The sequence below is a fragment of the Methyloversatilis universalis FAM5 genome, assembly GCF_000214035.2.
Classification (GTDB): domain Bacteria; phylum Pseudomonadota; class Gammaproteobacteria; order Burkholderiales; family Rhodocyclaceae; genus Methyloversatilis; species Methyloversatilis universalis.
On sequence record NZ_AFHG01000057.1, the window covers coordinates 142,526 to 159,610 of the forward strand.

The 17,085-nt window shown below is 70.2% G+C and carries 20 protein-coding genes; 9 read left to right on the forward strand and 11 right to left on the reverse strand.

Annotated elements, in window-relative coordinates:
• Positions 1-11 precede the first annotated feature (11 nt).
• The 7 genes from cobO to METUNV1_RS16320 all read left to right on the forward strand — a co-directional run bounded on the left by cobO (position 12) and on the right by METUNV1_RS16320 (position 6,436).
• Positions 12-611 carry a cob(I)yrinic acid a,c-diamide adenosyltransferase gene (gene cobO / locus METUNV1_RS16290; RefSeq protein ID WP_008063692.1) on the forward strand — a complete coding sequence of 200 codons (600 nt, stop codon included), beginning with the start codon at positions 12-14 and terminating at the stop codon, positions 609-611.
• Between the two features lie 35 nt (positions 612-646).
• Entirely contained in the window at positions 647-1,909 is a 1,263-nt protein-coding gene (locus METUNV1_RS16295; protein ID WP_008063694.1) for a cobyrinic acid a,c-diamide synthase CobB, read from the forward strand.
• A 3-nt stretch (positions 1,910-1,912) separates the two neighbouring features.
• Positions 1,913-2,590: a 5,6-dimethylbenzimidazole synthase gene (gene bluB, locus METUNV1_RS16300; RefSeq protein WP_008063695.1), complete on the forward strand. Its 678-nt coding sequence runs from the start codon at positions 1,913-1,915 to the stop codon at positions 2,588-2,590.
• A complete protein-coding gene (cbiB, locus tag METUNV1_RS16305) occupies positions 2,587-3,531 on the forward strand; it encodes an adenosylcobinamide-phosphate synthase CbiB (protein ID WP_008063696.1) in 945 nt (314 codons plus the stop codon). The genes bluB and cbiB overlap by 4 nt, the downstream gene beginning before the upstream one ends.
• A complete protein-coding gene (cobD, locus tag METUNV1_RS16310; RefSeq protein WP_008063697.1) occupies positions 3,528-4,580 on the forward strand; it encodes a threonine-phosphate decarboxylase CobD in 1,053 nt (350 codons plus the stop codon). Before cbiB ends, cobD begins: the two co-directional genes overlap by 4 nt.
• A gap of 120 nt (positions 4,581-4,700) precedes the next feature.
• Positions 4,701-5,582 (forward strand): cobalamin-binding protein, encoded by an 882-nt coding sequence (locus METUNV1_RS16315; RefSeq protein WP_008063698.1) that lies wholly within the window; start codon positions 4,701-4,703, stop codon positions 5,580-5,582.
• Positions 5,579-6,436 carry an ABC transporter substrate-binding protein gene (locus METUNV1_RS16320; RefSeq protein ID WP_008063699.1) on the forward strand — a complete coding sequence of 286 codons (858 nt, stop codon included), beginning with the start codon at positions 5,579-5,581 and terminating at the stop codon, positions 6,434-6,436. Before METUNV1_RS16315 ends, METUNV1_RS16320 begins: the two co-directional genes overlap by 4 nt.
• Here the strand turns inward: METUNV1_RS16320 and METUNV1_RS16325 are convergent.
• The 4 genes from METUNV1_RS16325 to METUNV1_RS16340 form a co-directional block, all read right to left on the reverse strand.
• Positions 6,410-7,018, reverse strand: coding sequence for an OmpW/AlkL family protein (locus tag METUNV1_RS16325; protein WP_232416308.1), 609 nt, complete (start codon positions 7,016-7,018; stop codon positions 6,410-6,412). The two genes, METUNV1_RS16320 and METUNV1_RS16325, sit on opposite strands and share 27 nt — an antisense overlap.
• Positions 7,019-7,361: 343 nt before the next feature.
• Positions 7,362-7,826 carry a YaiI/YqxD family protein gene (locus tag METUNV1_RS16330; protein ID WP_008063701.1) on the reverse strand — a complete coding sequence of 155 codons (465 nt, stop codon included), beginning with the start codon at positions 7,824-7,826 and terminating at the stop codon, positions 7,362-7,364.
• Positions 7,823-8,014, reverse strand: a complete 192-nt coding sequence (locus METUNV1_RS16335; RefSeq protein WP_008063702.1) for a hypothetical protein — start codon at positions 8,012-8,014, stop codon at positions 7,823-7,825. The genes METUNV1_RS16330 and METUNV1_RS16335 overlap by 4 nt, the downstream gene beginning before the upstream one ends.
• 7 nt (positions 8,015-8,021) lie before the next feature.
• The gene (locus METUNV1_RS16340; protein ID WP_008063703.1) at positions 8,022-8,285 is read right to left on the reverse strand and encodes a hypothetical protein; all 264 of its coding nucleotides are present in this window, start codon (positions 8,283-8,285) and stop codon (positions 8,022-8,024) included.
• A gap of 44 nt (positions 8,286-8,329) precedes the next feature.
• Between METUNV1_RS16340 and METUNV1_RS16345 the strand changes: the two genes are divergently transcribed.
• Positions 8,330-8,872 carry a YaeQ family protein gene (locus METUNV1_RS16345; RefSeq protein WP_008063704.1) on the forward strand — a complete coding sequence of 181 codons (543 nt, stop codon included), beginning with the start codon at positions 8,330-8,332 and terminating at the stop codon, positions 8,870-8,872.
• A 9-nt stretch (positions 8,873-8,881) separates the two neighbouring features.
• Here the strand turns inward: METUNV1_RS16345 and METUNV1_RS16350 are convergent, their stop codons facing one another.
• The 3 genes from METUNV1_RS16350 to METUNV1_RS16360 form a co-directional block, all read right to left on the reverse strand.
• Positions 8,882-9,175: a type II toxin-antitoxin system RelE/ParE family toxin gene (locus METUNV1_RS16350; RefSeq protein ID WP_008063705.1), complete on the reverse strand. Its 294-nt coding sequence runs from the start codon at positions 9,173-9,175 to the stop codon at positions 8,882-8,884.
• Positions 9,172-9,414, reverse strand: a complete 243-nt coding sequence (locus METUNV1_RS16355) for an addiction module protein (RefSeq protein ID WP_232416307.1) — start codon at positions 9,412-9,414, stop codon at positions 9,172-9,174. The genes METUNV1_RS16350 and METUNV1_RS16355 overlap by 4 nt, the downstream gene beginning before the upstream one ends.
• 200 nt (positions 9,415-9,614) lie before the next feature.
• Complete coding sequence (locus METUNV1_RS16360; RefSeq protein WP_008063706.1) at positions 9,615-10,238, reverse strand: Clp protease ClpP; 624 nt, start codon at positions 10,236-10,238, stop codon at positions 9,615-9,617.
• 135 nt (positions 10,239-10,373) lie between these two features.
• Here METUNV1_RS16360 and METUNV1_RS16365 point away from each other — a divergent pair, with 135 nt between their 5' ends.
• Positions 10,374-10,793: an RDD family protein gene (locus METUNV1_RS16365; RefSeq protein WP_008063707.1), complete on the forward strand. Its 420-nt coding sequence runs from the start codon at positions 10,374-10,376 to the stop codon at positions 10,791-10,793.
• A 22-nt stretch (positions 10,794-10,815) separates the two neighbouring features.
• On the opposite strand, the gene METUNV1_RS16370 is transcribed toward METUNV1_RS16365, so the two are convergent.
• The 4 genes from METUNV1_RS16370 to METUNV1_RS16385 form a co-directional block, all read right to left on the reverse strand.
• The gene (locus tag METUNV1_RS16370) at positions 10,816-11,763 is read right to left on the reverse strand and encodes a hypothetical protein (RefSeq protein ID WP_008063708.1); all 948 of its coding nucleotides are present in this window, start codon (positions 11,761-11,763) and stop codon (positions 10,816-10,818) included.
• A 128-nt stretch (positions 11,764-11,891) separates the two neighbouring features.
• Complete coding sequence (locus tag METUNV1_RS16375) at positions 11,892-12,413, reverse strand: DUF3617 domain-containing protein (protein ID WP_008063716.1); 522 nt, start codon at positions 12,411-12,413, stop codon at positions 11,892-11,894.
• A complete protein-coding gene (locus METUNV1_RS16380) occupies positions 12,410-15,133 on the reverse strand; it encodes a DUF2339 domain-containing protein (RefSeq protein WP_008063719.1) in 2,724 nt (907 codons plus the stop codon). Before METUNV1_RS16380 ends, METUNV1_RS16375 begins: the two co-directional genes overlap by 4 nt.
• Before the next feature lie 76 nt (positions 15,134-15,209).
• The gene (locus METUNV1_RS16385; RefSeq protein ID WP_008063721.1) at positions 15,210-17,078 is read right to left on the reverse strand and encodes an MFS transporter; all 1,869 of its coding nucleotides are present in this window, start codon (positions 17,076-17,078) and stop codon (positions 15,210-15,212) included.
• Positions 17,079-17,085: the final 7 nt, after the last annotated feature.

Here is a 17,085-nt window from a genome sequence, read left to right on the forward strand (position 1 = left end):
AGGAGACCGTCATGAGTGATATCGACGAGCGCCATGAAGCGCGCATGAAGCGCAAGAAGGACGTGGTCGATCAGGCCATCGCCGCCGCCAGGGTCGAACGCGGTGTGCTGGTGGTGAATACCGGCACCGGCAAGGGCAAGTCCAGCGCCGCCTTCGGCGTGGTCGCGCGCGCGCTCGGCCACGGCATGAAGGTGGGCGTGGTGCAGTTCATCAAGGGGCGTTCCGACACCGGTGAAGAGGCTTTCTTCCGTCGCCAGCCGGACGTGCAGTGGCACGTGTCGGGCGAGGGCTTCACCTGGGAAACCCAGAACCGCGCGCGCGACGTCGCCACCGCCGAAGCGGCCTGGGACCAGGCGCGCGCCCTGCTGCGCGACCCGGCCATCGGCCTGGTGGTGCTGGACGAACTGAACATCGCGCTGAAGTACCACTACCTCGACGTCGCCACCGTCATCGCCGACCTCGCGGCGCGGCCGGCCATGCAGCACGTCATCGTGACCGGCCGCGCGGCGCCGCCGGAACTGGTCGAGGTCGCCGACACGGTGACCGACATGACCATGGTGAAGCACGCGTTCAAGGCGGGTGTGAAGGCGATGCCGGGGCTGGAGTGGTGAGCGTGCCATCCGCAGTCCGCCGCTGTCCGGCGCTGATGGTGGCGGCCCCTGCGTCCGGTCAGGGCAAGACCACGGTGGTCGCCGCGCTGGCGCGGCTGCACCGTTCGCGCGGTCGCCGCGTGCGCGTGTTCAAGTGCGGGCCGGACTTCCTCGACCCGCAGATCCACGCGCTGGCCAGCGGCGCGCCGGTGTGCAATGTCGACCTGTGGATGACCGGCGACGCCGACATCGCCGCCCGGCTGTACGAGGCGGCGGGCGACGCCGACCTCATCCTGGTCGAGTCGGTCATGGGCCTTTACGACGGCAGCCCGTCCAGCGCCGACATCGCGCGCCGCTTCAATCTGCCGGTGCTGGCGGTGATCGACGCACGCGCGATGGCGCAGACCTTCGGCGCGCTGGCGCACGGCCTGAAGCACTACCGCGATGGCGTGAATCTCAGCGCGGTGATCGCCAACCGGGTCGGCTCGGCCCGCCACCTCGACATTCTGCGCGACAGCCTGCCGGCCGACATCGCCTGGTACGGCGGCCTGCCGCGCGACGAGCGCATCGCGCTGCCGGAGCGCCATCTCGGTCTGCTGCCGGCGGCCGAGATCGAAGGGCTGGACGCCCGGCTCGACATCGCTGCCGAACTGCTCGGCGCCTCGACCGTGGCCGACCTGCCGCCGGCGGTGGATTTCGCGCCGGTCGAGCGCGCAGAGACGCCGCGACTGCTGGACGGCGTGCGCATCGCGCTGGCGCGCGACGACGCCTTCTGCTTCATCTACCCGGCCAACCTCGACGGCCTGCGCGCGCTCGGCGCCGAGCTGGTCGAGTTCTCGCCGCTCAATGACGCCGCGCTGCCCGCCTGCGACGCGGTGTGGCTGCCCGGTGGCTACCCGGAACTGCACGCCGCGCGCTGGGCAGCAAATACCGCGATGCACGCCGCGCTGCGCGCCCATGTCGACGCCGGCCGGCCGCTGCTGGCCGAGTGCGGCGGCATGATGAGCCTGTTCGACACGCTGACCGACAAGGCGGGCGTCACGCATGCCGCTGCCGGACTGCTGCCGGGCGCGGTGCGCATGCAGACGCGGCTGGCCGCGCTCGGCCTGCAGCAGGTCGAGCTGCCGGAAGGCGCGCTGCGCGGCCACACCTTCCACTACTCCACCGCCGACACGCCGCTGGCCGCGCTGACCCACGCGCGCACCGCCGACGGACGCGACGGCGAGGCGGTGTATCGCCTGAAGCGGCTCACTGCCAGCTATGTGCACCTGTATTTCCCGTCGGATCCGGCCGCCGCGGCCGCACTGTTCCGGAGCTGATCGATGAACGCGCCTGACCCGCTGACGCCGTCTGAACACGCCTACGAAGAGGACGCGCGCGCCGCGGTCTATCGCGTCATCGCCGAGCGGCGCGACATGCGCCACTTCCGCCCGGGCGCAGTCGATCCGGCGGTGCTGCGCCGCCTGCTGTGGGCGGCCCACCACGCACCCAGCGTCGGCTACATGCAGCCCTGGCGCTTCGTGCGCGTCACCGACGCCGCGCTGCGCGACGGCATCCACGCGCTGGTCGAGGAAGAGCGCATCGCCACCGCGCGCGCACTCGGCGAGCGCGAGGAAGCCTTCATGCGGCTCAAGGTCGAAGGCATACGCGAATGCGGCGAACTGCTGGTGGTCGCGCTGTGCGCAGACCGCGAACGCCACGTGTTCGGCCGCCGTACGCTGCCGGAAATGGACCTCGTCTCCTGCGCCTGCGCCATCCAGAACATGTGGCTGGCGGCGCGCGCCGAAGGGCTGGGCATGGGCTGGGTGTCCATCTTCGACCCGGACCGGCTGGCGGCGCTGGTCGGCATGCCGGACGGCGCGCGGCCGGTCGCGGTGCTGTGCATCGGCCATGTCGAGGCCTTCTACCCGGCGCCGATGCTGGAACTGGAAGGCTGGGCCTCGCGGCTGCCGGAAGACGTGCTGATCGGCGAGAACCGCTGGCCGGAGAGCGGCACATGAACTTCGGACTGGTGCTGGCGGCGGTCGCCGCGGTGGCGCTGGACCGCCTGCTGGGCGAGCCGCGACGCTTCCATCCGCTGGTCGGCTTCGGTGCGCTGGCTGGCCGGCTGCAGGCGCTGCTCAATCCGCCGCTGACGCAGGGCGACCCGGCCACCCGGCTGCCCGGCCTCATCGCCTGGATGCTTGCGGTGCTGCCCTTCGTGCTGGTCGCGCTGTGGCTGCGCAGCGTGGGCGGCGTACTGCAGGCGCTGGTCGATGTCGGCCTGCTCTATCTGGCTATCGGCGCGCGCAGCCTGAGTGAGCACGCGCAGGCGGTGTCGCGTCCGCTGGCCGCCGGCGATCTGGCGCAGGCGCGTGCCCGGGTCGGCTGGATGGTGAGCCGCGACACCACACAGCTCGATGACAGCGGCGTGGCCAAGGCGGCCACCGAATCGGTGCTGGAAAACGGCAACGACGCGGTATTCGGCGCGCTGTTCTGGTTCTTCCTGCTGGGCGGGCCGGGCGCGCTGCTGTTCCGGCTGGCCAATACGCTGGACGCGATGTGGGGCTACCGCACGCCGCGCCTGCGCTATTTCGGCTGGGCCGCGGCGCGCATCGACGACCTGCTCAATTTCGTGCCGGCGCGGCTGACCGCGCTGAGCTATGCGCTGTGCGGCTTCAGCCGCGCCGCCACCGCGCGCGCACTGGCCTGCTGGCGCGCGCAGGCGAAGGCCTGGGACAGCCCGAATGCCGGCCCGGTGATGGCGGCCGGTGCCGGCGCGCTCGGCGTGGCGCTGGGCGGTGCCGCCATCTATCACGGCGAGGTCGAACAGCGGCCGCCGCTGGGCGAGGGTGCGCCGCCCGCCGCCGCCGACATCGACCGTGCGGTGGCGCTGGTGCAGCACGCGCTGTGGCTGTGGCTGGCAGTCGCCACGGCGCTCGGCCTGTGGGGCCTGCTGTGATCGCCCGCCCGCTGCACGGCGGCCGGCTGCAGGAAGCGGCCCGCCGCTACGCCATCGATCCGGCAGCCTGGATGGATCTGTCCACCGGCATCAATCCGCAGCCCTGGCCGGTGCCGCCGGTACCGCAGTCGGTGTGGCAGCGCCTGCCGGAAGACGACGACGGGCTGGAGGCCGCGGCGTCCGCTTTCTACGGCAGCGAGGCGCTGCTGCCGCTGGCCGGCTCGCAGGCGGCGATACAGCTGCTGCCGGCGCTGTTCCCGCAGAGCCGGGTGGCCATCCTGTCGCCCACCTACAACGAACATCCGCACGGCTGGATGCAGGCCGGGCACACGGTGCGCGCGGTCGCCCCGGCCGAGGTCGAGTCGGCTGTCGACACGGTCGACGTGCTGCTGCTGGTGCAGCCGAACAATCCCTGCGGCACGCTGTTTCCGCCGGCGCAGGTGATGGACTGGCAGGCGCGGCTGGCCGCGCGCGGCGGCACGCTCATCGTGGACGAAGCCTTCATCGACGCGACGCCTGAGGCCAGCATCGTGCGGCACGCCGGCCGGCCCGGTCTGGTCGTGCTGCGCTCGCTCGGCAAGTTCTTCGGCCTGGCCGGCGCACGGGTGGGCTTCATGTTCGCCGAACAGTCGCTGCGCGACGCGCTGGCGATGAAGCTCGGGCCGTGGCCGGTGGCCGGCCCGTCGCGCTGGGTGGCGCAGCGTGCGCTGGCCGACCGTGACTGGCAGGCGGCGCAGCGCGCCCGGCTGGCGGCGGAGGGCGCACGGCTCGAAGCGCTGCTGCGTGCCACCGGCTGGGGCGAAGTGAGTGGCTGCGTGCTGTTCCAGCGCGTGCTGACGAAGGATGCCGCCGCGCTGCATGACGCCTTCTGCCGGCGCGGCATCCTGCTGCGCCTGTTCGATGCACCGGCCGCGCTGCGCTTCGGCCTGCCGGCGGACGAGGGCGAGTGGCGGAGGCTGGAACAGGCGATGGACGAAGTGGCTGCCGAGGGGCGCGGAGCTGCGCATGGTCGTGCGGGCGCGGTGCCCTCGCCGCGATTGCAGCCGTGAAGCCGGGACAGCGCGTGATCGCGAGCACTTATCGCAAGCCCTTATTGCAGACCCTTTCGCGGCGGGGGCGCCGCTCCCACGGCAGTCCGTCCCCGTACCGCCGAATCGAGGAATGATCGAATGAAGAAAGCATTTTTCCTGCTGTTCGCCGCGCTGGCGCTGCCGGCCGCGGCGGAACTGCGGCTGACCGACGATGCAGGACGCACGGTGGTGCTGGCCGCGCCGGCGCAGCGCATCGTCAGTCTGGCGCCGCACGTGACCGAACTGCTGTTCGCCGCGGGTGCCGGCGGCAAGGTGGTCGGTGCCACCCAGTACAGCGACTACCCGGACGCGGCGAAGAAGATTCCGCGCGTCGGCGGCTACACCTCGGTGGACATGGAAGCGGTGGTCGCGCTGAAGCCGGATCTGGTGATCGCGTGGAAGAGCGGCAACCGCAACCAGCAGTACGACAGGCTGGAAAAGCTGGGCATACCGGTGTTCGTGAACGAGCCGCGCAGTCTCGACGACGTCGCGCGCGCGCTCGAAACCTTTGGCCGCATCGCCGCCACGCCGCGCGAGGCGGACGAGGCGGCGCGTGCCTTCCGCGCGCGGCGCGATGCGCTGGCGAAGCAGTACGCGGCGCGGCCGCCGGTCGCGGTGTTCTACCAGATCTGGAACAAGCCGCTGATGACCATCAACGGCCAGCACCTGATTTCCGACGTGATGACGCTGTGCGGCGGCCGCAACGTGTTCGCCGGTCTGCCGATCCTGGCGCCCACGGTGACCGAGGAGGCGGTGCTGGCGGCCGCGCCCGAAGTCATCGTCGCCAGCGGCATGGGCGAGTCGCGGCCGGAGTGGCTGGATGCCTGGCGCCGCTGGGCCGCGCTGCCGGCGGTGAAGGGCGACAACCTCTATTTCATTCCGCCGGAAATCCTGCAGCGGCACACGCCGCGCATCCTCGACGGCGCGCAGAAGCTGTGCGAACAGCTGGAACAGGCGCGCCAGAAGGCAGGCCGCAAATGAGCGCCGGCGAACTGCAGGGTGATCCCTGGCCGCAGCGCATCGCCTGCCTGTGCACCGAGGCGGTCGAGGTGCTGTATGCGCTGGGCGAGGCCGACCGCATCGCCGGCATTTCCGGCTTCACCGTGCGGCCGCCCGAGGCGCGACGGGAGAAGCCGAAGATCAGCGGATTCTCGTCCGGCAAGCTGGAACGCATCCTCGCGGTCGAGCCGGATCTGGTGCTGGCCTTCTCCGACCTGCAGGCCGACATGTGCCGCGACCTGGTGCGCGCCGGTGTCGAGGTGCATGTGTTCAACCAGCGTTCGATCGCCGGCATCCTGCGCATGATCGTGACCACCGGCGCGCTGGTCGGCCGTGCGGCCGAAGCGCAGGCGCTGGTGGCGGATCTTTCGCGCGGGCTGGAGGCCGCCCGCCTGCGTGGCGAGGCGCGCATCGCCCGCCACGGCCGCCGGCTGCGGGTCTATTTCGAGGAATGGGACGAGCCGCTCATATCCGGCATACGCTGGGTGTCCGAGCTGATCACGCTCGCCGGCGGCGAGGACGTGTTCGCCGATTTCGCCACCCGCCACAGTGCGAAAGAGCGGCGCATCGAAGACCCGATGACCGTGGTGGCGCGGGCGCCGGACATCATCATCGGTTCCTGGTGCGGCAAGAAATTCCAGCCCGACCACCTGCGGGCGCGGCCCGGCTGGGCCGCGGTGCCGGCGGTGGCGAACGACCGCCTCCACGAGATCAAGTCGGCGCTCATCCTGGCACCCGGCATCGCGGCCCTGACCGACGGGCTGGCGGCGCTCGAGGCCTGCCTCGACGGCCGCGCGCCCGCGCAGTGCTCAGAAGCGGTAGCCGAGGCCGACTGACAGCAGCAGCGGATCGACGTCCAGCCGGGTGACCGGCACGCCCGCGCCCTTCACCGCGATGTCGGCGTCTATTTTCACGTACTTGGCATCGAGGTTGAGGAACCACTGCGGCGCCAGCTGGATGTCGACGCCGAGCTGGGCGGCCCAGCCGAAGCTGCTGCGGTCCATGGTCAGCGGCACGCTGCCGCCGAGTACGGTGCCGGCGTCCAGCTTCACGCCGGAAAAGCGGGTGTAGTTCAGCCCGATGCCGGCGTAGGGGCGCACGCTGCCTTCCGGGTTGAAGTGGTACTGCAGCGTCAGCGTGGGCGGCAGGTGTTTCACCGAGCCGATGTTCACGCCACCCAGTTCGACGTCGTGCTTCTGCGGTACGGTCAGGATGAGTTCGGCCGCGATGTGGGGCGTGAAGAAGTAGCTGATGTCGACTTCCGGAAACAGCTTGTCCTCGGCTTTCACCTCGCCCAGCGCCGGCACCACGGTGGTGGTCGAATTGTCGTTCGACGGGCTCATGTGCAGCGCGCGTATCCGCACCAGCCAGTCGCCCTCGGCCGCCTGTGCGCCGCCGGCGCACGCACACGTCAACACTGCCGTGACGATCGCACGGCCTGCCCCGTTCCTTTTTGTCATGTCGGTCTCCCCGGGTGATGCGTCTGCGGCTGCGGTCGCTGAATCACTCTAGGAAGGCAGGCCGGCGACGAAAAATAGGATTTTTTGCGGCGCGCATTGGGTTCGGCTTATGGCTCGGCAGAGCTTCGTGTGTCACGGCTGCATCGCGGCGGGGGCGCCGCTCCCACAGAGCGCTCAGGCGACGGACTGGGCCAGGTTTTGTGGGAGCGGCGCCCCCGCCGCGATCGGACTTGTGCAGCAGTTTGTCCGGGCCCGGGTGGTATCAGGTCAGGATGCCGTCGCGTTACTCAGGCCATGTGGCTCAATCGGCCCGCAGCCGTGCCAGAAAGCGGTCGAGCGCAGCCGCGAAAGCGCGGGTATCGGCGGCCGAGAAGGCCGCAGGGCCACCGCTCATGATGCCGCTGTCGCGCAGATCGTTCATCAGCGCCCGCATCTGCAGCCGTTCGTGGATGGTGTCCGGCGAAAACCACTCGCCGCGCGGCTCCAGTGCGTGCGCGCCGCGCGCGAGCACGGCGGCGGCCAGCGGAATGTCGGCGGTGATGACCAGATCGCCGGCGCCCACCGCCTCCTCGATGTAGCGGTCGGCGGCGTCGAAACCGTGCGCCACCTGCACAGCACGGATGTGCGGCGACGGCGGCACGCGCAGCAGCCGGTTGGCCACCAGCGTGAGCGGCAGGCCGGTGCGGTCGGCGGCGCGGAACAGCGTGTCCTTGACTGGTGCCGGGCAGGCGTCGCCGTCCACCCAGAGTGCGATGCGGGCGCTCATGCCAGCCACCATGCGCAGAGCGCCAGCAGCACCGCCGCCAGGCCGGCGAAGGCCACCGCCTCTTCGCTGTGCGGCTCGCCGCGGGCCGGCGGGTAGCGACCGAGCGTGAGCACGCGCAGCAGCAGCCAGCCGGGCAGGTAGAACAGCCCGACCGTCAGCAGATTGAGCAGGAAGATGGCGCGCAGCACGGCGGCGTCAGTCGAGCGCCTTGCGCAGCAGTTCGTCGACCAGATCGTTCAGCGACACCTGGCGCTCGGTGGCGAGGTCGCGCAGGCGCGCCGCCAGTTCGGCCGGAATCTTCACCGCGAACGGCACCAGGCCGCGCTCGGCGTCGAGCCGGCGCTGTTCCTTGCGATCCACGGCAGGTGCTGTGCCCAGGCCACTCTTGGCGCCCGCGGCATGCTTCATCTGGGCCACCACCTTCAGTCTTTCATTCTTGTACAGATCGGTTTTCTTCACGTCGGTATCCTGTGCGGTCTTTCGAATCGCGCACATTGTCGGCCATGGCCCTGAAATCCACCATCTACAAGATCAAATTGAACGTGTCCGACATGGACCGGCCGCACTACGGCGAATACGCGCTGACCGTCGCCCGCCACCCGTCGGAGAGCGATGAACGCATGATGGTGCGCGTGCTGGCCTTCGCGCTGCACGCCGACGAGGACCTGCGTTTCGGCCGCGGCCTCAGCACCGAGGACGAAGCCGACCTGTACGCCCAGGACCTGACCGGGGCCATCCGGCTGTGGATCGATGTCGGCCTGCCGGACGAACGCCTGGTGCGCAAGGCCGCCGGCCGCGCCGACCAGGTGGTGGTGCTGAACTACGGCCGCACCGCCGGCCAGTGGTGGGAACAGTCGAAGGCCACGCTGTCGAAACTGGGCAATCTCACCGTGTACCGCCTGTCCACCGCCGACAGCCAGGCACTCGCCGGCCTCGCCCAGCGCGGTGCAGACCTGCAGTGCATCGTTCAGGAAGGCCAGCTCTGGCTGGGTGACGACAGCGGCATGCTGCAGCCGGTGCTGGAGAGGGTATTCGGCGGCGCGTGAAACCGTGGGTCAGCGTCGCTGTACCCAATAGGTTGGGCGGCGGCGCTGGTGGGCGATCGCCAGCACGATGATCGCATCGGGCGTGATGCGGTAGATGACCGAGTACGGAAAACGGCTGATCGGCATGGCGCGCACGCGTGAGGAAACCGGCTTGCCCAGCTTGGGGTGCGCCAGAATCAGGGCGGCCGTGCTTTCGAACTGTTCTACGAAGGCGGCCGCGATGCGTGCGCTGGCCTGCTTCAGATAGTAGTCACGGGCCTCGGTGAGTTCGTGCAGTGCGGGTTCAAGCAGAATGACCTTCACCCGGCCGCTTGACCGGGAATGTCCGCGCGCAGGCGGGTCATGGCATCTTCAAGGCTGATCGCCCCGATTTCACCGCGCTCATGGGCATTGGCGCGACGCTCGGCCTCCGCGACCCACTCGGCGAGGGTTTCATCCTCTTCTTCGAGGCTGGCCAGCAGACGTTCGGCAAGATGGACGCGGTCCGCCTGTGGCAACTGCATCAGGGTTGCCTCAATGGCATCAAGGCTGGAGGGCTTCACGGAAGAGCTCCTTTGGCATCGGGCTACGCGCTGAATCATAGCAGCCGCTTCGTCGCCTTCTCGCGACGGACCCTTGCAGAACACGCAGACCGAAACCGGCCCATCGAGTCTCTCCTGATTCGTCGCCGGACCTGCATTGAGGCGAGGACTCATCCGCAGGCACCTTGCCGGGGGGCAGCGGTATGCGCTCGGGCCGCCGATCAGTCCTTCTTCGTCACCCTGCGCCGCCCGGCCTGTGTCTGCGCGCGCTGCATGCGCATCAGCCGCTGGCGCACGCCGTCAGAATCCATCCACACATCGCTGCCCTTCAGGATGCGGCCGATTTCGCTGTCGCTGAGGAAGGGCGAGCACAGCCGGGTCATCATTTTCTCGAACCAGCTGCTCACCGCCGCCACCTGCGCCTGCTGTTCGCTGCCGCGGCCGTCCAGGCTGCCGGAATAGGTGTGGAACATGAGCTGGCAGTTGTCATGCACCACCAGTTCGTCGCCGCTGAGGAAGATGAAGGCGGCCATCGAGAAGGCGCGCGCTTCGAGCACGGTGACCACGTGCGCCTCCGAGGCGCGGATGTTGTTGATGATCTGCAGCCCGGTGTCGAATTCGCCGCCGGGCGAATTCAGGTGCAGATAGATCATGTCGGTCTCGCTGGCCGTGCGCAGCGTGTAGAACAGATCGGTGTAGTGGTGCGGCTCGCGGATTTCGCCGCACAGATAGTAGGAAATCTGGTGGATGGGCATCTGCCGCTCATAGCGTGCCAGCCCGCTGAAGGGCACGCAGTTCGTCAGGTCGTCGTCTTCGTCGTCCGGCTGGGCGGGGTGGCGCGGCATCGTGGCTTCCTCGGTTGTGCGCCAGGGATTATCGGCGCAGCTGCGCGGATGACCACGCTGCGGTGCGGCAACGAAGGGGGAGGTTCATTATGCTTTGGTCATAATGTGCGCTCCACTTCACCGGAGCGTCCTGTCATGAATGCACCGCTTGCATCCGTCCCCGGCGATCTGCCGCCTGCGTCGATCAGCCGGCGCCTGCTGGCGCAGATCATCGACAGCGCGATTGCGCTGCTGGGCGCCGTTGTCGTCCTTCTGATCGCACGTGCGTTCGGTCTGAGTGAATCTTTCAGCGTGCTGGCCTGGCTGCTCTACATGCTGCTGTCGGACGGTCTGCCCGGTGGCCAGAGCATCGGCAAGCGGGTGATGGACATTGCGGTGCTGCATGCCGGGAGCCGCGAAGCCTGCTCGTGGGGACGCTCTTTCCTGCGCAACGCGACGCTGCTGGTACTCGGCGTCATCGACATCGTGTTCGCGCTGGGCAGCAGCCGGCGCCGGCTGGGGGATCGCCTGGCCGACACCGTGGTGGTGCGGGCAGGCGCGCCGCTGCCGGCATGACGAACCCCGCCGCGGGCGCCGCCTAGGGCGGGTAGTTGGCCCCGACCCGGAAGAACTCCTTGATCAGGAATTCCTCCAGTTCCTGCTGGTGTTCCGGCCGGGCCGACAGCACCACGGTGCGGCCCAGGCGCAGCGATTCCCAGTTGAAATTGCCGCTGTAATAGCGGCGTATCAGTTCGATCATCTTCCGTACGACCGCGCGCTCGATGTCTCCGCCCACGCCGGCGTCCACCTCGATGAACTCGCGGCGCGCGTTGCCAGCGTCTGTGGTCCAGCCGCGGAACATGAAGGCCGCTTCACGCACACCTTTGCGGGTGATCTGGAACACTCCGTTGGTGCCCGGCTGCTGCAGATTGCGCTTGATGTTGGCGGCCGCGACGTCGTCCGCCGACGGGCCGCGCTCGCGGCCGCGGGCGGCGGCGTTCTCGGCCGCAGCCGCCTCTTCGGCGAGCCGGCGCTTCTCGCGCTGGGCGGCGACGAAGGAGGCCATGTCGGTGGGCGCGTCAGGCGTCGGGGCCGCCTTGGGCGGGGGCGGCGGCGGCGCCGGTTCAGGTACCGGCACCCGGGCCACCCGGGGCTGTTCGGGTTCGGCCGGGCGGGGCGGCGTACGCTTGGCGTCACGCTTCTTCTGCGGCGGCTGCTTCTTCGGGCGGGGGGCAGGCGGCGTGGGGGCCGCGGACGGCGGCGGTTCGGCAGCCGACTTGCGCGGGGCGTCCGGCGTGATCATGCGCACGCTGATCGGCTGGTTGGCGCCCAGCGGCTGTTCCGGCTCGGCCTTCGGCCGCATCACCCACCACACTGCGCCGATGTGCAGCAGCAGCGCCAGCACCAGCGCGATCAGGCCGCTGGGGCGCACCCGGAAATGCAGGCTGGTGTCGCCCAGCACCGAACGTTCGACGCTCAGCGAAAAGGGCGCCAGACTGTCGCTGCGACGGCGGTTGCGCGGGTGTTCGGGGTGCTGGCTGTGCATGGGCTGTTCAGGCGTCTGCGGACGGTCGTCCTGTCCGTGTGCCGGCGCCGGAGGCGCCCGCCGCAGTGAATCCTTCATTCCTGTTCAGCGTGGGTTCGGTCGTGGTGCGCGCGCGGTCCGGCGGTGGGTCACTGGCCCGCGGGGCGCAGATTACCGCAGTCGGCGGCCAGCCAGCGGGCGTCGGTATCCGATTTCATCGACCCCTGGGCCGACTGCATGTTCATTTTCGTGCGGAAGCGGGTCGGACTTTCGATCTGGGCCTCGAAGTCGCCGCTGGCCTTCGGATCGGTACAGACCACCTTGCCCTTCACCGAGTTCGCGGTCTGGCTCACGTCGGTATAGCGGCAGTTGCCGTCGCGCCGGCGGGTGTAGAGGTCGGTGCGCTTGGCGTCCTCCGGCGAGATGCATACCTTGATCGCGCCGCCGTCGCCGGGGGCCACACCGCGCGCCGCCATCTGCTGTTCCATCATGCGGCGGGTCTCCGGCGGCAGCTTCTTCATCTCTTCCTGCATGCGGGCCATCTGGGCGGCCATGTCCGGCTGGCCCGGCATGTTCATCTGCGAGCGGAATTCCCACAGGCCGGGCTTGATGTCGGCCGCGTGCGCGGCGCCGGCCAGCGCCAGCAGCACCGCAAAGGTCGGAGTTTTCATCGGGTGTCCTCGTTCTCGGATGAAGTGCCGGGTGGCACCGGAGCCAGGTAGCTGGCGGCAAGGATGAGCACGCCGATGCCCAGCAGCGAGCCGGTCCATTCGGCGGTGCCGGCACCGGCCAGATCCACCATGAGCATCTTGGCGCCGACCGCCGCCAGCAGCGCGAAGCCGGCGAACCACAGCGTGCGTGCGCCGCGCCGGGTGGCCCACACCATCAGCGCGAGCGCGCTCACCGTCCAGGTCAGCGACAGCGTGGCCTGCAGCAGGGTGGATTGGAACATGGCGGCGGCCGACCACGCCACCCCGGCGAGGTGGTGCACGCCGCGTGCGGCCAGCGCGGACACCCACAGCAGGCCGGCGGCGCCCACGGCCGGCCCCGGCAGCAGGCGGCTGCGCGCCAGCCACCCCAGCGCCGCGACGCTGGCGATGTCCAGCGCCGAGGCCAGCGGCAGATAGGGCAGGGCGGAACTGCCGTCGTGCGCGAACTGCAGCGCCACAACGGTCAGCAGCAACAGCAGGCCGACCGGCCGCAGCAGCGCCTGCCGCCAGGCGTCGGGCGCGACCGCCCAGGGCCAGCGCTCGTCTGCGTCGCTGGCGGAGAGCGCGGCCTGCACCGTGCGGGCCGCCAGCCCCCAGACCGCAATCCAGGCCAGCCAGCGCCACAGGTCCTGACCGGGCTGCCACAGTTCGAGCCAGCCACCGGCCTCGATGCCGGCCGACATCAGCAGCGTCCACGCGCCGGCGATGTGGCGCGGCGTGTTCAGCAGTGCGCAGCCGTCCTCGTCCTGCCGGCGCAGTACCCACAGGTGGGTGGCCCAGGCCAGCGGCAACGCGAGCGCCATTGCGCCGGCCAGCAGATGGCCCTGCCTGTCCCAGGCGAGCAGACTGCCGGCCCACAGGATAGGCAGGGTGAGCGCCGCCAGCGCACGGGCGGTCGTGAAATCGCGTTCGCGGCCCTGCCGTTCGGCGAAGGCGGCGCTGGCGATGCCGAACAGCAGCGCGACCGCCGGCTGCAGCGCCTGCGGCACGAAATCGTCGATGTCGGACAGACCGCCGAACAGCCACCAGCCGGCCAGCCACAGCGTGAACAGGTCGGGCAGGCGTTCGCCGCCGGCGCCGCGGATGCGCAGCACCCGTACCGACGCGAGTGCGGCGCCGGCCAGCAGCAGGCAGCCCAGCGTGCGGCCATTGGCCATCGGCCAGAGCACCGTGAGGCCGTCGAGCGCGGCGATCAGCCACAGGCCGGCCAGTAGCTGCAGCAGCGCGCCCGACCACAGCGTGAGCCGTGAGCCGCGCTCGCAGCCGTACCACAGCGCCGCCGCGCCTTCGACCGCGTAGAGGGCGGCGGTCATCTGCAGGTCGCAGGCCAGCGGCACCGCGAGCGTGAGCAGCGCCGCACCGATGCCGGCGTGGGCGCGGAAGGTGAGCGTTTCGTCCGGCGCCCGGGCACGCAGCAGGCCGGCCAGGCCGAGGTAGTACAGGCCCGCCAGCGCGGCGCTGATCGCCGCGCCATATTCAAAGGGCTGGACCAGCGCCGACTGCAGCATGCCGGCGGCCAGCGGCGGCCCGAACAGCAGGCTGCCCGACTGCCAGCCGGCGGCGCCCGGCGCGCGCAGCACGGTCTGCGCCACGTGGGTGGCGGTGAACAGCACGAAGAAGGCGATCAGGAAGGCCTGCACCGTCAGGTAGTCGGCCGGCACATAGCTGCGCAGACCCCAGCCCGCGCCGATGGCGAAAGTGAACAGGAAGCCGGCGAAAATGAGCGCCCGCCAGGCGCGCTGCCAGCTCAGCGCGATGATGAAGGCGTCGAGCAGCAGGTAGTAGCTGAACAGCACCACGTACTGGCCGCTGCCGGACGACGCCAGCATCGGCGCGACGAAGGCGCCGGACAGGCCGAGCAGCGCCAGCACCTGCGACGCCTGCCGCGCCGCGCACACCGCGCAGGCCACGCCCAGCACGGCGAACAGCAGGAAGGCCGGTGCCGGCCCGATGAAGCCGTAGCGCGCCAGCGCGAAATACACCGCCAGATAGAGCAGAGCGAAGCCGCCGCCCTGTATCGCCAGCGCGAACATGCGGCGCGGCCCTTCGCCCGGCATGCGCAGGCCAAAGGCGATCAGCGCCAGACCGGTCGCCACCGCTGCCGCCAGCCTCAGTTCCGGCGGCAGCCAGCCGGCCTGGGCGGCCAGTCGCAGCGCCGACGCGACGCCGAAGAACAGCACGATGACGCCGATGCGCGCCAGCGGATTGCTGCCCAGCAAGCGTGACCACAGCGACGGCCCGGCGGGCTCGGCCTGTTCCGCGGCCAGGTCGGGGTCGGCGGCCGGGGCGGTGGCTTCCGAGCTGCGGTTCAGGCGTACGCCCTCGGCGTACAGCGCGTCGAGCGGCGCGGCCTGGGCGCTGATCGCGGCAGCGGGCGCCTGCGGCGGTGCGGGCGTGACCGGTGGCGCTGTCACGGGTGCAGCGACGTGCGCCTCGGAGCTCGTGTTGGCCCCGGTTGCGGCGGGCGGCGCCGCCGACCGTGTCTTTAGCTCGTCGTACAGCCAGCGCGTCTTGCGGTCGAGGTCGTCCAGCGCCTGCTGTACCGCCTGCTGCCGCGCGCGCTCACGGGCGGCGATCCACAGTCCGGCCACCAGACCGGCCACGGCGCCGGCCAGCGCTTCGCCGGCTCCGTGAGCGCTGCCGGCGATCAGGCCGAGCAGGGCAAGAATGGCGGTCAGCATGGGAAACCTCTTCTTTCGGAGCGTGCGTCTGACGGAGGGGCGGCCGGCGATGCAGCCGGGTGGTGCCTGCGGTGGGTCACCGGCGGTCTCCGCGCAGCGCGGCGACCGTGGCGTGCAGCGCTTCCGGCGTGGCGGAGTCCGGGGCCACCGCGTCGCCGCCCACCAGTTCGATCCGGCTGAACAGGCCGCGACGCAGCGGCCGGCTCATCGCCGGGCCGTCCTTGCGCGAGAAGAAGCTGCCCCACAGCCCGCGCAGCGCCAGCGGCACCACCGGCACCGGCGAGCGGTCGACGATGCGGCGGATGCCGGCGCGGAAGGGCAGCAGTTCGCCGGTGTCGGTGATCTGGCCTTCCGGGAACAGGCCGACCAGTTCGCCGGCCGCGAGCGCGGTGGCGATGTCGTCGTAGGCGCGTTCGAGCAGCGCCGGATCTTCCTTCGCCGGCGCGATCGGAATGCAGCGGCTGGTGCGGAACAGCCAGCCCAGCAGCGGCGTGCGGAAGATGCGGTGGTCCATCACGAAACGGATCGGCCGGCGGCAGGCGGCGGTGATCACCAGCGCGTCGACGAAGCTCACGTGATTGCACACCAGCACCGCCGGCCCGTCCTCGGGGATGGCGTCCAGCTTTTTCGCGTCCAGCCGGTACACGGTGTGGATGAGCAGCCACACCACGAAGCGCAGCAGGAATTCCGGCACCAGGCTGTAGATGTAGATCGCCACCACCGCATTGAACAGCGCGGCGGCGAGGAAGAGCTCGGGAATGTTCAGGCCGAGCGAGAACAGGCCGAGGGTGACGCCGGCCGACGCCACCATGAAGGCGGCATTGAGGATGTTGTTGGCCGCGATCACCCGCGACTGGTGGCTCTTTTCGCTGCGCGTCTGGATCAGCGCGTACAGCGGCACGATGTACAGGCCGCCGAAGAAGCCGAGTGCCGCGATGTCGGCCAGCAGCCGTGCGTGGGTGGCCAGCGCGCCGGCCAGCGTGAGTGCGCCTGACGGCGCGTCGGGCGATGCCAGCCAGAGGTCGATGCCGAACAGCGTGAGGCCGATCGCGCCGAACGGCACCAGGCCGATTTCCACCTTGCCGCCCGACAGCTTTTCGCAGGCCAGCGAGCCGACGCCCACGCCCAGCGAGAACACGGTGAGCAGCAGGATGAAGACCGATTCGTCGCCACCGAGCACGTTGCGCGCGAAATTCGGGAACTGCGCCAGCAGCGTGGCGCCGTAGAACCAGAACCACGAAATGCCCAGCAGCGACAGCCACACCGTGCGGTTGCCATGGGCGAAGCGCAGGTTGCGCGCGGTTTCGGTCAGCGGATTCCAGTTCACCTTCAGTCCGGGGTCGGCGGCCGGCGAGGGCGGAATGCCGCGGCTCACCCACCAGCCCAGCACCGCCAGCGACAGCACCACGCCGGCCACCAGCGTGCCGCTGTCGGTGACCGACACCAGCCAGGCACCCAGCACCTGGCCGATCAGGATCGCGACGAAAGTGCCCATTTCCACCATGCCGTTGCCCCCGACCAGTTCCTGCGGCTGCAGGTGCTGCGGCAGGTAGGCGTACTTCACCGGCCCGAACAGCGTGGAATGCAGACCCATCAGGAACAGCGCGGTCACCAGCGGCCACAGCAGGTGGGCGACGAAGCCCCAGGCGGCGAGCGCCATCACCGCGATCTCGAACAGCTTCACGAAGCGCGCGACCGCGGCCTTGTCGTACTTGTCGGCGAGCTGGCCGCAGGTGGCCGAGAACAGGAAGAAGGGCAGGATGAACAGGCCGGGCAGCAGCGTGGCCAGCATCGCGCCATCGAGCTGGGTGAGCTGGCCGGCGCGGAAGGTGACCAGCGTGATCAGTGCGGTCTTGAAGACGTTGTCATTGAAGGCGCCCAGGAACTGGGTGAAGAAGAAGGGGCGGAAGCGGCGCTCCTTCATCAGCTGGAACTGGCTGCTCATGCGGACC